This is a genomic window from Pseudomonas sp. G166 (genome assembly GCF_037027455.2).
GTDB lineage: Bacteria > Pseudomonadota > Gammaproteobacteria > Pseudomonadales > Pseudomonadaceae > Aquipseudomonas.
On sequence record NZ_CP146985.1, the window covers coordinates 2,506,530 to 2,522,753 of the forward strand.

The 16,224-nt window shown below is 58.1% G+C and carries 12 protein-coding genes; 10 read left to right on the forward strand and 2 right to left on the reverse strand.

What is annotated here, in order from left to right:
• Positions 1-21 precede the first annotated feature (21 nt).
• The 8 genes from SGN16_RS11345 to SGN16_RS11380 all read left to right on the forward strand — a co-directional run bounded on the left by SGN16_RS11345 (position 22) and on the right by SGN16_RS11380 (position 8,397).
• Complete coding sequence (locus SGN16_RS11345) at positions 22-339, forward strand: STAS domain-containing protein (protein WP_210644127.1); 318 nt, start codon at positions 22-24, stop codon at positions 337-339.
• Between the two features lie 16 nt (positions 340-355).
• The gene (locus SGN16_RS11350; protein WP_335944287.1) at positions 356-2,482 is read left to right on the forward strand and encodes a chemotaxis protein CheA; all 2,127 of its coding nucleotides are present in this window, start codon (positions 356-358) and stop codon (positions 2,480-2,482) included.
• A 21-nt stretch (positions 2,483-2,503) separates the two neighbouring features.
• On the forward strand, positions 2,504-4,894 hold the full coding sequence (locus tag SGN16_RS11355) for a methyl-accepting chemotaxis protein (protein WP_335944048.1): 2,391 nt from the start codon (positions 2,504-2,506) through the stop codon (positions 4,892-4,894).
• 3 nt (positions 4,895-4,897) lie between these two features.
• Complete coding sequence (locus SGN16_RS11360; RefSeq protein WP_210644132.1) at positions 4,898-5,410, forward strand: chemotaxis protein CheW; 513 nt, start codon at positions 4,898-4,900, stop codon at positions 5,408-5,410.
• Positions 5,411-5,485: 75 nt separating this feature from the next.
• Entirely contained in the window at positions 5,486-6,010 is a 525-nt protein-coding gene (locus SGN16_RS11365) for a chemotaxis protein CheW (protein WP_210644134.1), read from the forward strand.
• A complete protein-coding gene (locus tag SGN16_RS11370) occupies positions 6,007-6,810 on the forward strand; it encodes a protein-glutamate O-methyltransferase CheR (protein ID WP_210644136.1) in 804 nt (267 codons plus the stop codon). The genes SGN16_RS11365 and SGN16_RS11370 overlap by 4 nt, the downstream gene beginning before the upstream one ends.
• A 1-nt stretch (position 6,811) precedes the next feature.
• Entirely contained in the window at positions 6,812-7,324 is a 513-nt protein-coding gene (locus SGN16_RS11375) for a chemotaxis protein CheD (RefSeq protein WP_335944049.1), read from the forward strand.
• Complete coding sequence (locus tag SGN16_RS11380; protein ID WP_210644140.1) at positions 7,321-8,397, forward strand: chemotaxis response regulator protein-glutamate methylesterase; 1,077 nt, start codon at positions 7,321-7,323, stop codon at positions 8,395-8,397. Before SGN16_RS11375 ends, SGN16_RS11380 begins: the two co-directional genes overlap by 4 nt.
• A gap of 15 nt (positions 8,398-8,412) precedes the next feature.
• Here SGN16_RS11380 and SGN16_RS11385 read toward each other — a convergent pair whose 3' ends face one another.
• Positions 8,413-9,042, reverse strand: coding sequence for a response regulator transcription factor (locus SGN16_RS11385; protein WP_210644142.1), 630 nt, complete (start codon positions 9,040-9,042; stop codon positions 8,413-8,415).
• Complete coding sequence (locus SGN16_RS11390) at positions 9,039-12,035, reverse strand: PAS domain S-box protein (RefSeq protein ID WP_335944050.1); 2,997 nt, start codon at positions 12,033-12,035, stop codon at positions 9,039-9,041. Before SGN16_RS11390 ends, SGN16_RS11385 begins: the two co-directional genes overlap by 4 nt.
• A 236-nt stretch (positions 12,036-12,271) precedes the next feature.
• Between SGN16_RS11390 and SGN16_RS11395 the strand changes: the two genes are divergently transcribed.
• Positions 12,272-15,172 (forward strand): ATP-binding protein, encoded by a 2,901-nt coding sequence (locus SGN16_RS11395; protein ID WP_335944051.1) that lies wholly within the window; start codon positions 12,272-12,274, stop codon positions 15,170-15,172.
• A complete protein-coding gene (locus SGN16_RS11400) occupies positions 15,157-16,218 on the forward strand; it encodes an HD domain-containing phosphohydrolase (protein WP_135844822.1) in 1,062 nt (353 codons plus the stop codon). Before SGN16_RS11395 ends, SGN16_RS11400 begins: the two co-directional genes overlap by 16 nt.
• Positions 16,219-16,224 lie beyond the last annotated feature (6 nt).

The window sequence follows — 16,224 nt, forward strand, 5'->3', positions numbered from 1 at the left end:
GACCCTGGAAAGGAGGTTGTCATGACGAACACCACAGCTAGTCTGCGTCGGATTCTGGTTCTCGAAGGGCCGCTGACTATTTACACCGCCGCTGAACGCAAAGACCTGTTGCTGGAGCTGTTTCCCTTGGCTCAGGAAGTCGAAATGGATCTGGGGGGCGTAGATGAAATGGATACTGCCGGGCTCCAGCTGTTGGTGCTGATCAAGCAGGAGTCACAGCGCCACGGCTCCAGCCTGTTGCTGAGCAATCCCAGCGCAGCGGTGCTCGATGCACTGGATATGAGTGGGTTGCACAGCTTTTTCGACGCGTCGGCCCCGCCCCGTCAGCAGAGAGGTTGAAACCATGAGTTCGCCCATGAATCTGGACGACGTGCTACAGACGTTCATCGCCGAAAGCCAGGAGCTTTTGCTTCTGATGGAGGATGCGCTGTTGCAGATCGAACAGGCGCCGGATGATGCCGACACCATCAACGCGCTGTTTCGCGTCGCCCATACCATCAAAGGTTCTGCTGGCCTGTTTGGTTTCACACCGATCGTTGCCTTTACCCACGTGGCAGAGAGCGTGCTGGATCGGGTCCGTGCACATGAACTGCGGGTGGACGAGTCGCTGAGTGCCTTGTTCCTGGAAGTGCGTGACCACTTGTGCACGCTGATTGAACTGCTTGCCTGCCACGGCGACCTGCAAGGCATGACCGCAGAGCATGAGCGCCAGGGAGCGGCATTGGTGGAGCGTCTTAACGGCTACCTTGAGCACCGTCACGAGCCGGTGCAGTGCGTGGCAACCGTTGAGCCGATGCCATCGGCTCTTACCGCGCGTTGGCATCTGTCCCTGCGCCTGTGTCCCGACGTCCTGCGCAACGGTATGGATCCGCTGTCGTTGCTGCGCTACCTCAACAGTTTCGGTCAAATCAGTGCGGTCGTGTGCATCACCGATGGCATGCCGGACATCTCGAAGATGGACCCGGAAACGTGTTACCTGGGCTTTGAACTGGGGTTTGTCAGTGATGCCGACCAGGCCACCATTGAAGGCGCCTTCGACTTCGTTCGCGAGGGCAGCCAGATCTGCGTGTTGCCGTGCAATGGCGACCTGACCGGTTTCCGGGCGTTGATTGGCCGTCTCGAGGCTGAGCCCGATGTCATGGTCGAGGCCTTTATCGCCTGTGGTTCCCTGACCCGTGAAGATTGGCTGGCGAGTGCCTCTTCTGGTGAGTCGATGCCCGTTGCGACCCTAATGGCACCAGACCAAGCCGTCCACGATGACGCGCCCAAGAGCCGGGGGGCAAAAGAAGCCCGTTCGGCCGAAGGTAATCTGATTCGTGTCGATGCCGGCAAACTGGATCAATTGATCAACCTGGTGGGCGAGCTGATCATCGCCGGCGCTGGCGCCAACCTGGGGGCCATCCAAAGCGGCATTGGCGAGCTGATTGAAGCGACAAGCTCGCTCTCGCGACTTGTCGAGGAGGTGCGCGACTGTGCCCTGACCCTGCGAATGGTGCAGATCGGAGGCACATTCAACCGCTTCCAGCGGGTGGTGCGCGATGTGTCCAAGGAGCTGGGCAAGGACATCGCCTTGCAGGTACATGGTGGGGAGACCGAGCTGGACAAAACGGTGGTCGAGCGCATTGGTGATCCCCTGACTCACCTGGTGCGTAACGCCATGGACCACGGTATCGAGCCCTCGCAGCTGCGCCGTGACCGGGGTAAACCGGAGCAGGGTACGGTTCGCCTCAATGCCTATCACGAGGCAAACAGCATCGTCATTGAAGTCAGTGACGACGGTGGTGGCCTGAACAAGCAACGCATCCTGGCCAAGGCGACGGAGCGCGGCCTGGTTGCCGAAGGGCAACAGCTGGCCGAAGGCGACATTCTCAATCTGATTTTCGAGCCAGGCTTCTCCACTGCCGATCAGGTCAGCAACCTGTCCGGGCGTGGGGTGGGCATGGACGTCGTCAAACGGAACATCGTCGCCCTGCGAGGCTCGGTCGATCTGGAAAGCGAGGAGGGGGTGGGCACCACGGTGCGTATCCGCCTGCCGCTGACCCTGGCCATCATCGATGGCTTTCTGATCGGGGTGGGCAATGCCTCTTATGTCGTGCCTCTGGACCTGGTCGAGGAGTGCATCGAGCTATCGACCGACGACTGCAGCAACCAGGATTTCCTGGACCTGCGAGGCTCGGTGCTGCCAGTCCTGCGCCTGCGCGAGATGTTTGCCATCGATGAGCCTAACCATGGCCGTGAAAACATCGTGGTGGTGCATTACGCGGGGATGCGGGTGGGCCTGGTCGTCGATCAATTGCTGGGGGAATTCCAGACGGTGATCAAGCCGTTGGGCAAGATTTTCGGTACAGCTCATGGACTGGGCGGCTTCACCATCCTGGGGAACGGAGCAGTCGCGTTGATCCTGGATATTCCAAAACTACTCGGGCAAGTCGCCAGCCGGCAGAAGCACGGTACGCCCCTCAGCCCTGAATTGACTCAATAGTTCTCCTTGGAGTACAGCATCATGACCGTCAAGAAAAATATCTCGCTGTTGGTCGCCTCCGCTCTGTTGGGCATCCTGATCCTGGTCAGCCTCAGTCTCTATCTGATGGGTGGGGTCAGGAGCACGGCCAGCTATGCGCAAGTCAATACAGTGCCCAGCCTGCAGTTGCTGGAGCAAGTGGCCCTGACCCTGGCGGATAGCCACAGCCTGCAATGGCAGCGGTTGTCCGGACCTGTCGGTAGTCCCCAGCAAAGCGACAAGGAATCGGTGCTCAAGGCGCTGGATCGCTACCAGAAAGAGTTCGTCTCCGATGATCATGATGCGACGCTGCTCAGCACCTTGCGCAGTGCGGTCAACGAATACAACCGAGGCCTGGAGCGTTTCGATAACGCCCTCAAGAATGCAGCCCCGGAAGCCCGTAGTTTGCTGCTCGACCTGGAGGTTACCCGCGACAAGGTCACTTCCGCCTTGAGCGATATGCGTCAGTACAACCTGGAGCTGGGACGTAAGAATGCAGCGGTCGCGGCATCGACCGAACAGACCGCGATCTACAGCATAGCCTCGATCGGCGCCGCCACCTTGCTGGCCATCGGCTTGATCGGTTTCTTCCTGGTACGCCGGCTGCTCAGCACGTTTGGTGGCGAACCCGACGATGTACGGCGGCTGGCCGAGCGGCTCGTGGCCGGGCAACTGGATGTGCGGGGCAGCGGCAATGGCCCTGAACGTACCGGACTGATGGGTTCCATGGACCGGCTGAGCGGGACCTTGAATCAATTGATCAGCGAAATGAATCACATGTCCGCAGAGCATGACAAAGGCGACATCGACGTGCAGATCGATGCCACACGCTTTGCTGGCAGCTATGGGCTGATGGCCCAAGGCATCAACGATATGGTCAGTGGGCACATCAGCGTCAAGAAGCAAGCCATGGCCTGTATCAAGTCGATCAGCGAAGGTGATCTGCAGGCGCCCCTGCAAGCGTTTCCCGGCAAGAAAGCCTTTATCAACGTCACCATCGAGCATCTGCGCAGCACCATCATGGCGTTGATCGAAGAGATGCGTCACATGTCGGACGAGCACGAGAAAGGCGACATTGATGTGCAGATCGACGCACAACGATTCCAAGGCTCGTACCGTCAGATTGCCCAGGGCATCAACGACATGGTCAATGGCCACATCAGCGTGAAAAAACAGGCCATGGCGTGCATACGTTCTTTCGGCGAAGGGGACCTGTCGGCGCCATTGGCCCGTTTCCCAGGCAAAAAAGCCTTTATCAACGACAACATCGAACAACTGCGCAGCAACGTCCAGGCGCTGATCGAAGACACTCAGATGCTGAGCGCCAACGCTGTGATCGGCAAGCTCGATACCCGTGCCGACAGTACTCGTCACCAAGGTGATTTCCGCCGCATCGTGGCCGGGATCAACAGTACGCTGGACTCGATCGTTGCCCCCCTCAGCGAGGCGATGGAAGTCATGGTGGCCCTGTCCAGTGGTGACCTGACCCGCAGCGTCAAAGGTGATTACCAGGGCAGCCTGCAAGACCTGAAGAATGCAATCAACGAAACGGTGAGCAAACTTTCGCAGATCATTGGCGAGGTGCGCAGCTCCGCCGATTCGCTGTCCAGCGCTTCGGAAGAAATTTCCGCCACGGCCCAAAGCATCAGCCAATCGGCTTCGGTACAGGCTGCGTCGGTTGAGGAAACGTCGGCGTCGATGGAACAGATGTCGGCGTCGATCTCCCAGAACACCGAAAACGCCAAAGTGACCGATGGCATGGCCGGCAAGGCGAGCAAGGAAGCGAGTGAGGGTGGACAGGCCGTCAAGGACACCGTCTCGGCCATGAAAACCATCGCCGAGAAGATCGGGATCGTTGACTCGATTGCCTATCAGACGAATCTGCTGGCGCTCAACGCGGCCATCGAAGCGGCCCGGGCCGGCGAGCATGGCAAAGGCTTCGCGGTCGTCGCCGCTGAGGTGCGCAAGCTCGCCGAACGCAGCCAGGTCGCGGCACAGGAAATCGGCCAGGTGGCCAAAAGCAGTGTTGCCCTGGCCGAGCGTGCCGGCAACCTGCTCGATGAAATCGTGCCCTCGATCACCAAGACCTCCGATTTGGTTCAGGAGATCGCCGCTGCATCCGAAGAGCAGTCCATCGGCTCGGAACAGATCAATACTGCCATGTCGCAGATGAGTCAGATCACTCAGCAAAACGCCTCGGCTTCCGAAGAGCTGGCCGCTACCGCTGAGGAAATGAGTAGCCAGGCCGAACAGTTGCAGGAGTTGATGGGCTTTTTCACCCTGCATGGTCGGGCTGCGGTTTCTGCCGTGCCACGGGCCAGTTCTTCCAGCCTGGGCGGGATGCAAAGCAGTGAGCATACCCAGGAAGGCGGTTTCATCCGCTTCGGGAGTTGAGACATGGAAGCTGCAGTCTTCAGCCATTTCGAGCATGCGCCGCAGAGTCCGTGTGACAGCGAATTCCTGCAGTTCCTGACATTCGTATCCGCCAGGGAGGTCTATGCAATCGATACCTTGTGCGTGCGCGAGATCATCGAGTATGGCCAGGTGACAAGCGTACCAATGATGCCGGATTTCATTCGGGGGGTGATCAACCTGCGCGGTTCGGTGGTACCGGTGATCGATCTGCAGGCGCGCTTTTGCAAGGGCGCCACGCAGCAAGGTAACAGGACCTGCATCGTTATCCTGGAACTGGTCCAGGAAGGTGAGCCGCAAGTGCTGGGCATCGTAGTCGACTCGGTGAGCGAGGTGATCGAAATCGAGTTGGCCGACATCAAGGCCGCTCCGGCGCTCGGAAACCGGATCCGTGAAGACTTTATTCGAGGGATGGTCAAGGTGCGAGGGGCGTTCCTGACTGTGCTTCAGATCGATCAGGTGCTGTGTGTCAGTGAGATCGCCAGCCAGTTGCACTGAGGTGTAGCGCTCAGGCGTGCCTACATTGTCTTGAGAGGGAGGCTGCCGTCTACGGTGGATCCCGAGGAGTGAACCATGTCCATATCCGCCTCGCGCCTGCCGGCCCCAGGGACGACAGCGCCACAGTACCTGACCTTCAGCGTGGGCCAGGAGATGTTTGCGGTCGGTACCCTGTGCGTACGGGAAATTGTCGAATACGGTCCGATTACCCCGTTGCCGATGGCGCCGCCGAAGGTCCGCGGCATCACCAATCTGCGCGGAGCGGCCATCCCAGTACTGGACCTGGGGCTGTGTTTTGGGGGCGCCCAGACCCTGGAAAACCCACGCACCTGCATCGTCATGCTGGAGGTCCATGGCAGTGGCGGCGCAGGCCTGGTGGGCATCATCGTGGACGCCGTCAGCGAAGTGCTGGAGATCCCGGCCGAGCAGATCGAGCCGGCACCGGCATTGCAGGGGCGCCTCAGCCCTGCATTTGTGGTGGGGATCGGCAAGCTCAGTGACCGTTTTGTCTTGTTGCTGGATATCGAGCACATGCTCAGTAGCGAAGACTGGTCGACGCTGCTTCCTTCGAACATCGACGCAGACGGGCTGAGACCATGAATGTCGTTCTCTCCGACAACGAGTTCCAGCAGTTTCGGGCAATGATTCATGAAATTGCCGGGATCAGCTTGTCGGTTGCCAAGAAACAGCTGGTCAGTGGCCGCCTGGCCAAGCGTTTGCAGTTCTTCAACCTGACCACCTACGGCAGCTATTACCGCTTGCTGATGAAGGACCGGACCGAGTTGCAAATGGCGGTGGACTTGCTGACCACTAACGAAACCTACTTTTTCCGCGAACCCAAGCATTTTGAGTTTCTGCGCAATGTGGTCCTCCCCGAGCTTCGTGGGAATGGCCCGGTGCGCATCTGGAGTGGTGCCTGTTCCACGGGAGAAGAACCCTACACCCTGGCCATGGTGCTGGCCGACAGCCTGGGCACCCGGCCATGGGAGATCCTCGCTTCGGATATCAGTAGCCGGGTGCTGGAAAAAGCCCAAAGCGGACGTTACCCACTGGATGGTATCCGCGGCATTCCCGAGGCGCTGTTGAACAAGTACTGCCTGAGGGGCGTGGGCTGCAACAACGGCATTTTCATGGTGGATCGTGCGTTGGCGTCACGGATGACGTTCACGTCGATCAACTTGAACAATGCGCTGCCTTCAGTGGGGCAGTTCGACGTGATCTTCCTGCGCAATGTGATGATCTATTTCGATAACCAGACCAAGTCTGAGGTGGTCAAGCGCTTGAGCAAACACCTGAGGCCTGGCGGCTACTTCATCGTGAGCCATTCAGAGAGCCTGAATGGCATCAGCGATGAGTTGCAGTTGGTCAAACCCTCCATCTACCGCAAACCGGACGCTTGAGATGAGCCGGGTGATCGAGTGTTTCTTGCAACCCGGTGACGTGGCGTTTGGAGGGCGCCAAACGCGCCTGTGTACCGTGCTGGGGTCCTGTGTCGCACTGGTGTTCTGGCATCCGCAACGCTTGTTGGGCGGCATGTGTCATTACATGTTGCCTCGTCGAGGAGCCCATGGCGCGGGACATCTGAACGGTCGTTACGCAGCGGATGCGTTGGCGCTGCTGTTTGAGTGCATTCACCGCGCGGGGGCTCGGCCCGAGCAGTTCGAGGTGAGCCTTTTTGGCGGGGCTGACATGTTTCCCGGGGTAAAGCGCGGTAACGGTATCGGGATCGGCCAACAGAATGTCGATGCCGCCAGAAGCCTGATCCAGGCCCATGGCTTGCAATGTCGGGTTTATCACGTAGGTGGCCGGGGCCATCGCCACCTGGTGTTCGATGTGGGTACCGGACGCCTTCAACTCAATCACGCCGATTCCGTATTCAAAGTAATCGAATCGCCCAAGAGTAATACCAAATGACGGATATCAAGGTGTTGATCGTTGATGATTCTGCGGTGGTGCGCCAGGTGTTGAGCGCGACCCTGAACCAGGCCAGCGGTATCCAGGTGATCGACGTTGCCGCCGATCCGGTGTACGCCATGGAGAAGATGAGCAAACAATGGCCTGACGTCATCGTGCTGGACGTCGAGATGCCACGAATGGACGGTATTACCTTCCTGAAAAAACTGATGGCGCAAAAGCCTACACCGGTGGTGATCTGTTCGACGCTGACCGAGAAGGGTGCCAAGACCACCTTGCAGGCCCTGGCGGCTGGTGCCGTCAGTATCGTCACCAAGCCGCAGTCCAACCTGCGACAGTTCCTGACTGAAAGCGCGGATGATCTGGTCCACGCCGTCAGGGCCGCGGCAAAGGCCAACCTGCGGCGTGTAGCGGGCGCTCGGGTGCCTGTTGACGTGCCACCGCGGCTCAGCGCCGACTCGATCCTGTCTCCCGCGAACGTGGCCATGGCCCGAACGACTGAAACCATCGTTGCCATTGGCACCTCCACCGGGGGCACGCAGGCGCTGGAACAGGTACTCCAAGAGTTGCCGCGGGTGTGTCCGGGCATTGTCGTGGTGCAGCACATGCCAGAGAAGTTTACCGCCGCGTTCGCCGAGCGCCTCAATCACGTTTGCGAGATCGAGGTCCGCGAAGCGGTGCAGGGCGACCGCATTATCCCTGGGCGTGCGCTGATCGCACCAGGCGGAACCCATATGCTGGTCAAGCGCAGTGGTGCCCAGTACCAAGTGGATATCGTGCAGGGGCCGCCTGTCAGTCGGCATCGACCCTCGGTGGATGTACTGTTCCGCTCGGTCGCTCGTAGCGCGGGCAGCAATGCCCTTGGCATCATCATGACGGGCATGGGCGATGATGGCGCTCGCGGCCTCAAGGAAATGCGCGATGCCGGCGCCAGGACCCTGGGCCAGGATGAAGACTCGTGTGTCGTGTATGGAATGCCACGCGAGGCCTTGAAGCTGGGAGCGGTCGAGCGCGAGTTGCCACTGGAGCAGATTGCTTCGGCCATCCTTGGCGTTCGTGCAAATCACCCCTGAGCGCGCGCCGTCGTTTCAGACCAGGCCTTCACTCAAGGCGTAACGCACCAGGTCTGTGCTGGTGGCAAAGCACATTTTCTCCATCAGCCGAGTCTTGTGGGTGCTGACGGTTTTATTGCTGATCACCAGTTGTTCGGCGATCTGGTTGACGCTCAGCCCTTGAGCCAGCATGCGCAGGATCTGGAATTCACGCGCGGTCAGGCTTTGCGAAACGTTCTCGGGCGTCACACCGCTGCTCTGAAGCGCGATCTGTTCGGCCAGTTGTGGATCGAGGTAACGTGCGCCGGTGCTCACCTTGCGGATCGCGGCCAGCAGTGCTTCCGGGTCACGGTCCTTGGTCATGTATCCGGAAGCGCCGGCGCGCAGGGCGCGTTGGGCAATGTGGGCTTCATTGTGCATGCTCAAGATGAGCATAGGCAGCTTGGGGTAATGGGCGTGGATACGGCCGATCAAATCCTCGCCACTTGAACCGGGCATGGTCATGTCGAGCAGGAGCACATCGATCTCGGTATGGCGCAACAACTCCAGGACCTGGGCGCCGTTCTCCGCTTCCGCCACCACGCAAAAGTCCTTTACCAGTGCGAACAATTGCTTGAGGCCTTCGCGCATGATCGTGTGATCGTCGGCCACCATTAAACGGATCATGAGTCTTGACTCCTTGAAACAGGGACGCGCAGTTGAATGGTGGTACCGCTGCCGATACTGCTGGATACGGTGGTGGTCCCTCCCAAAGTCAGGCCTCGTTCACGCATTCCCAGCAAGCCGAGTGTCCCGGACGATTGTTCGCGTTGGTCAAAGCCTTTGCCGTTGTCGGTGATTTTCAGCGACCAGCCATTCTCGCCTTGCTCAAACGTGATATCGACCCGAGTGGCTTCGGCGTGCCGGGCGATGTTGGTCAGCGACTCCTGGGCGATGCGAAATGCGGCTGTGGCACTGGCATCGTCCAAACGGATTTTCTGCGGGCGAATCTGCAGGTTGCAGTCGATGCCCCATTGCTGCTTGAACGTGTCGGTCAGCCATTCCAGTGAGGCGGCGATACCCATGTTGAGAATGGAAGGGCGCAGGCTGGTGGAAATGTTCCTGACCACCTGCACCGTCTGGTCGATCAGGTGCAGCAGGCGTGCGACTTGTTCACTGAGCTGGGGCAATTGCTCGCCGTACTGGAAGCGCAGCAGTGAAGTACCCATGCGTATCGCCGTTAGATGTTGTCCGAGTTCGTCGTGGATCTCCTGCGCGATCAGCTTGCGTTCCTCTTCCCGTGCACTTTCACGGCTGGACATCAATTGGCGCAGTTGCTTGTTGAGCGATGCCAGACGCAGTTCTGCCAGGCGCAGCTGGGATATATCGCGAACGACAGCCAGCACGGTGGCAATTTTTCCGCGGATATCTTGTTCGGGAACGAGACTGATGTGATAGACGCGTTGCAGGCGATGTTGCTCGGTGAGCACATACTCATGCTCAAGGGGCTGGCCCTTTTCCACGGCCTCAATGACCGCTGCACGAAGTAATTGGCTCTGCAGGTTTTTCGGCAGAATCTCGAGCAGGTCCTTGTGCAGTAAGTCAATTTGCGGGCGATCCAACCAGGCTTCCAGTGCCGGATTGACGAACAACAGCTCTCCCGTCGGACTCAGCCGCGCAATACCATCCGGAGAGTTTTCAACCAATGTGCCGATTTCCTGCTGTCGGGCCAGTTCGTTGCGCTGGGCTTCGCGGATATCGGTAATGTTGCGAGCAATGCAAACCAGGCGATGCAGGCGTCCATTCGAGTCGGCTACCGGTACCAGGTTGAAATGGACGACGAGTGAGCGCTGGCCGCAAGGCAACTGTGCATCCAGCTCGATGGGGGCACCCACGGCAATACAGTGCAGGCAGATCGCCTCGATGATATTGGCGGCTTCTTTCTCCAGGCACTGGCCCAACGGTTGGCCGATCATGTCCGAATGACTTTTGGCGAGCATCTCGCACAGCTTTGGATTGGCCTCCAGGCAACTGAGTTGCTGGTCGGCATCCACGGCGAGCAGGCAAAGCATGTCTTGCGAATGGTCGAAGACTTCACGGTAACGACGTTCGCTTTGCGCCAGGTGGCTGTGGGCGCAGCTGCGCTCCCACGCGATGGCGCCAATATGACTGGCCATTTGTGCATGCTTGCGGTCCTGCTCGCTCAGCTGGGTTTCACCGCAGACGAACAACAGGATGGCCCCCATCGTGACACCGGTCTTATTGACCACCGGCTCTACCCAGCAACCTCGATAGCCTGCCTGCAAGGCGGGCTGGCTGAAAGCGAGGTCAGGGGCATCGCTCCTTAGATCACGAATGAAATGATGGTGCTCGAACAGCTCGGGATGTCGATCAAGATCTTCGGCCAGGCAGGTTTCAATCAAGGAGATGTCTGCGGCGTACGCGTGAAGGGGATCGTCGCCGGGCACAGCCTTGAAAGCCATGGCATTACGAAATTCGGGCGTCAGGATCTCCAGGTAGGCGCTGAGCAGCGGCAGCACTTCGAGCAGGGCGTCATTAGTGACCATCTTTTGAAAAATGGCAGAGCGCGCATTTTCGGCGCGCTCCTGCCGGCGCAACGCGCTGATGTCCTGGGCTGTGACAAGCACCCCGCAAAGCTCGCCTGTTTCGTCGTGCTCCGGTGTCAGGTTGCACAGGAAATCCCCGGAACGACCTGAATACGAGTTCGTGTTTTCCAGCAGGAACGTGTTTGCTGCGCCGGTTGATAACGTGAGTTTTACTTGCGTGCGAAAGTACTCGTCGAGCGGATCGGGTGTCGAGGTGCGTTCCATGATGTGCGTATTGGGAAAGCCTCGAGCGCGTTCAAGCTCGGGGTTGGCATAGATCTGTTGGCCAAGCCGGTTGTAGCGCAGGATGATGCTTTGTGAGTTTTTAGCCAGAGAAAGGTATTTTTTTTCGTTATTGAACAATGCCTGGCGCAGGGCAAGATGTTCACTGATGTCTTCCAGTTGCGATACAAAGTAAAGCGCTTGGGCTTGGGAGTTACGGGCGATGCCTACCGTCAAGCGTGCCCACAGGGTGCTGCCGTCTTTGCGAATGTAGCGTTTTTCCAGGGTCAGGCTGGTGCGTTGGCCCTGGATGAGCCTGTGTAATTCGTCCTTACTGACATCGGCGTCGTCCGGATGAGTCAAGCGCTGGAACGACGTGGCGCGAAGTTCTTCTTCGGTGTAGCCGAGCATCTGGCACAGCATTCGATTGGCTGCGATCCATTCACCGCTCATTCGCAGTAAGGCCAGGCCCGTGCCGGCGGAGTCGAACGCCAGGCGATAATCCTGTTCGGCAAGGTGGAGGTGTTCGGCGCGGCGGACTTTTATCAGGTAGGTGGACTGATGTGCTTTGTAGTCGAGCTGCACACTCAGCGTGTCGCCATTGGCCGACAGACTCTGGAAATGCCAGCTCCCCTTCAGTCGTGCATGGGTGAGATGCTGTTCGAACGTCAGCGGTTTTAGAGAAAACAGGGTGGGCAAGGGAGCAAGGGAGGCGGCGGTCTCGCTCAACCCTAACAATGCGCTGGCGCAGTCATCCATGATGAGCAGCGCCCCTTGGGCATCCAGCAACAAGACACCCACGTCATCCGCGTCCTGCGTGAACGGCGCTGCTACCGCCATGGCTGAATCCATTCGCCTCATCCTCTGGTAACCCGTTCTTGAGCATAGCTTAAGTCGTTGGGAACGAAATCGAGTGTTCGACTATGGTCATAAGGCTGTCCACGGGTTTTTGATCGATGCTTGCCATACCTGCAAGGTTGTTCAACTGGCGGACGAAAGGAGAGGGTTCCCTTGGACAGGAATCAAGGATGAGACCACAATGATGTCGTTGTGATATCAATTGTGCGGCCAACGCAATGAGCGTGCCTATGCAAGCAGCTTCAAGGAAAAAGGTCAGTTTGCGCACATGGATCTGGCGGGCGTTTGCCAGTACCAGCCTGTTGCCGCTCGTCTTGGTGGAAGGCGTGCTGATCACCACCTATTTCATTACCAATCAGTCCATTCGAAGCTCCCAGATCGAGTACCTGCATCAAAGTGCGACACGAGACATACAGGTATCGGTTCAGCAAAATGCGCTGTTGGTGCAAGGTCAACTGGAGCAGATTCACAATGCGATTGGCCTTTATGCCAAGGCCACTGAACATGAACTCACCGAAAACCACCACCCCGTGGCGGCATCGCTTTCAGTAAGTGCCGACGGTGTCCGTTACAGCGCAGCCAATGACGGGGCGTCTGCCTCGTTTTATTCGAATGTCACCCCGTTGGGAAAACACGACCTCTATAAAGTCTCTCTTCTGGCGAATCAGGATTTCATGATGAAGCAGTTGAAGGACGGAGATCCTCTGATTGCCAGCATCTATTTCAATAGTTGGGACAGCTATAACCGGATTTATCCCTGGTTCAATACGCTCGAGCAGTACCCGCATGATATGGACATCACCCAATACAACTTCTACTACTTGGCCGATGCAAAACATAACCCGGATAAAAAAGTAGTCTGGACGGATGTCTACCTGGATCCTGCCGGCCAGGGGTGGATGATGTCTGCCATTGCGCCGGTTTACAGCGCAGACTTCCTGGAAGGCGTAGCCGGGGTCGACGTAACGGTCGATGGCATCTTGAAGCGAATAGAGCAGTTGAAGATGCCTTGGGATGGCTACCTGATGCTGGTCAACAACAAGCTCGATATCATGGCCGTACCCGAGGCGGGGCAGCGTGATTTTTCCCTGCAAGCCGTCGAGAACCAGCCCGCTGGAGAGCCTGTCGAGCGCGAGCGCTTGCAATCGCCGGATTTGAACCTCGCCCGTCATCCGGATCTCGCCAGCCTCAACAAGAACTTACCCGACCACCCAGAAGGTCTCGTTGCGCTGACATTGAATGGGCGGCCGCATCTGCTCGCCTGGAGTGCTATCCCTTCCACCGGCTGGTTCTTGCTGGCGGTGGTGGATGAAGCCGCGGTCATGCAGGAAACCAATCTGCTGGCCAGTCATTACCGCGAAGTGGGGTATCTGTTGGTCGCGGGCTTGGTTCTGTTCTATGCCTTGTTCTTCGCCTTCATGTGGTGGCGTACACGAGACCTCAGTCGCCAGTTGAGCACGCCGGTGCAAGGCGTCTCACGAATGATGCGAGAGATTGGTCGGGGTAACTGGCAGCCGGCGACAACTCCTTCCGATATCATCGAACTGTCGTCAATGTCCAACCAGGCACTGGGGATGGGCAGGCAGTTGGCCCAGGCCGAGTTCATTCGCAGTTCCACGCAGCAGCGTCTTGAGTTGGTCATGGAGAGTTTTGCCGAAGGGCTTTGGGAGTACTACCCGAAACGGCAGCGTTTCATTCTCAAGGGGGCCTTGTGCCAACGCTTCGGCTTTGCCGCCAACGAAGTGCCGATGGCGACTCTGCTGGAGAACATTCCCATTGAGGATCGGCAGACCTTTACGCAGTTCCTGGAAGAGGCCAGGGGCAGTGCAAGCGTGGCGCCGGAAGTGGAGTTCCGGATCCGCGACGTACATGGAAAACTGATCTGGATACTTTGCCGGGGTCGTACGCTGGAACCCTCCCGGCTTGATGATTCCGATGTCGTGGTCGTGGCGTGTGTCGACATCACGACACTCAAGCAGACTCAGTTGGATCTGCGAGAGAAGACCTTGGAGGCAGAAGCCGCCAGTACTGCCAAATCCAAATTCATCTCCAGCATGAGCCATGAGTTGCGTACGCCATTGAACGCGATCTACGGGTTTGCCCAGTTGGGGCTCATGCAGTCACCTGCCCAGGCTTCGCAGCAGACGAGCAATCTGCAGGAAATCATCGAGGCCAGTGAACACCTCATGCAGTTGGTTGATGACTTGCTTGAACTCTCCAGCTTGCAGGCCGAGAAGCCCCTGCTGGACCTCAAGCCCGTGCATGTGGCAAGCCTGTTATCCAACTGCGCTGACATGGTCCAGCAGCAAGTCTCGGCGCACGGCCAGACCTTGCACATCAATGTTCCCCTGGATACCTGGCATGTCTGGGCGGATAAGCGCCGTCTCAAGCAGGTCCTGATCAATCTGTTATCCAATGCAATCAAGTACAACCGGCCTGGCGGAGATATCACTCTGGGGGCCTTGGCTGTCGAGGACGGAGCCAGGCTTCGACTTTATGTAACGGATACCGGGATGGGCATTTCTCCGGCTTTGCAGGGCGAGCTTTTCAGGCCCTTCCAGCGCTTGGGCAAAGAGAACTCTTCCATCCAGGGAACTGGCATTGGCTTGGCGCTGTGCCGAGACTTGGCGCTGCTGATGCACGGCACCATGGGCTTGGAAAGCAACGTCGAAGTGGGGACGACTTTCTGGATCGATCTGTGTTCGTCGGCTTTTCCTGTGCCCGGGAGCGCATCCAACGTGTCGACGATAGCCCTGCCAAGGGTCCTGCTGGTGAGTAAAAACGCCGAGGATGGTCAGACGGTTCGAGAGGCGTTAGCCGGCGATTTTGAGTTGGAGTGGGTCAATACGTTGCCCGACGCCAGCCTCGTGCTCGACTCCACAACGGTCCGTGTATTGATCGTCGCCACTGCGGACTCTGTGCCTGTGCTGCACACTTTTTTCAACGGCTTGCGCACCAGTATCGCAACGACTGCCATGTCGATCGTCGTGGTCCGTGCGGCTGCCGATCACGCTTCGATGAGCCACCTGGAATGCCAGGCCATCGTGTCTTCTCCCTTGGAGATGCAGGGTATTCGTAGTCTGGTATTGACGCTCGCCATGGGGAGGGCAGATGCATGTTTTCCAAAATAAATGCTGAAAGCAGGATCGTCATTATCGACGATGTGGCCACCAATCTGCGGCTTCTGGATTCCTGCTTGCGAGCCGTGGGCCTGAATAACATCACGACATTCAGCGACTCTGGCGAAGGACTGGACTGGCTGCTTTCGAACGCCTGGGACCTGCTGTTGCTGGACCTGGACATGCCCGCGCCCGATGGTTTTGAAATCCTTGATCGCCTCAGTACACGCGACCGCACTGAGTCACCGGTCATCATCGTAACGGCCTTGAATGATCAGCAGAACCGGCGAAAAGGACTGGAAAAGGGCGCGAACGACTTCATCTCCAAACCCATAGATCTACCCGAAGTGCTGCTCCGGGTGCGAAATTGCCTGGAGCTGGCCCAGGCGGCGAAGCTGCTGCGCGACGTCAATGCGGAACTCGAGCGCAAAGTGGAGTTACGCACGGCCCAGCTGGCTTCCAGCTACAAGGCCATCAGCAGCAGCTTGAGTCGAGCCGCCAGCTATCGCGACGACGACACGGGGCACCACATTGTCCGTATTGGTGAGTCTGCTGCGTTGTTGGCCAAGGCCATCGGCATGCCCGCTCAATGGTGCGAGCTTATGAGGATGGCTGCGCCGATGCACGATGTGGGAAAAATCGGCATTCAAGATGCCATTCTGCAAAAGCCTGGCGCTCTGACGCCGCAAGAACGGACGATCATGCAGGAGCATGCGCGCATTGGTTATGAAATCCTGCATGACCCAGAGGGTTCGCCGTTGACGGACCTGGCCGCGGAAATTGCCCTGTCCCATCACGAACGTTGGGATGGCACGGGCTACCCCAAGGGCTTGCGGGGTAAGGAGATCCCGTTATCCGCAAGGATTGTGGCGATATGTGATGTGTATGACGCCATAAGGATGCCTCGAGCCTATAAACAGGCTTGGGATATCGAGAGTTCGAGGCGATTTATCATCGAACAAGCGGGTTCCCACTTCGATCCTTTCCTGGTGGACATCTTTTGTAATCTCTTTGACGAAGTAGATCGCTTACGCCTGGCCGATGCGCGAGAGGGTTGATTGATG

Excerpts from the sequence above, each read along its gene's own strand:
- SGN16_RS11380 (WP_210644140.1), top strand. The coding sequence starts at position 7,321 with ATGACGGATATCAAGGTGTTGATCGTTGATGATTCTGCGGTGGTGCGC.
- SGN16_RS11395 (WP_335944051.1), top strand. The coding sequence starts at position 12,272 with ATGCAAGCAGCTTCAAGGAAAAAGGTCAGTTTGCGCACATGGATCTGG.
- SGN16_RS11345 (WP_210644127.1), top strand. The coding sequence starts at position 22 with ATGACGAACACCACAGCTAGTCTGCGTCGGATTCTGGTTCTCGAAGGG.
- SGN16_RS11360 (WP_210644132.1), top strand. The coding sequence starts at position 4,898 with ATGGAAGCTGCAGTCTTCAGCCATTTCGAGCATGCGCCGCAGAGTCCG.
- SGN16_RS11370 (WP_210644136.1), top strand. The coding sequence starts at position 6,007 with ATGAATGTCGTTCTCTCCGACAACGAGTTCCAGCAGTTTCGGGCAATG.
- SGN16_RS11350 (WP_335944287.1), top strand. The coding sequence starts at position 356 with ATGAATCTGGACGACGTGCTACAGACGTTCATCGCCGAAAGCCAGGAG.
- SGN16_RS11390 (WP_335944050.1), bottom strand. The coding sequence starts at position 12,035 with ATGGATTCAGCCATGGCGGTAGCAGCGCCGTTCACGCAGGACGCGGAT.
- SGN16_RS11400 (WP_135844822.1), top strand. The coding sequence starts at position 15,157 with ATGTTTTCCAAAATAAATGCTGAAAGCAGGATCGTCATTATCGACGAT.
- SGN16_RS11365 (WP_210644134.1), top strand. The coding sequence starts at position 5,486 with ATGTCCATATCCGCCTCGCGCCTGCCGGCCCCAGGGACGACAGCGCCA.
- SGN16_RS11385 (WP_210644142.1), bottom strand. The coding sequence starts at position 9,042 with ATGATCCGTTTAATGGTGGCCGACGATCACACGATCATGCGCGAAGGC.
- SGN16_RS11375 (WP_335944049.1), top strand. The coding sequence starts at position 6,812 with ATGAGCCGGGTGATCGAGTGTTTCTTGCAACCCGGTGACGTGGCGTTT.
- SGN16_RS11355 (WP_335944048.1), top strand. The coding sequence starts at position 2,504 with ATGACCGTCAAGAAAAATATCTCGCTGTTGGTCGCCTCCGCTCTGTTG.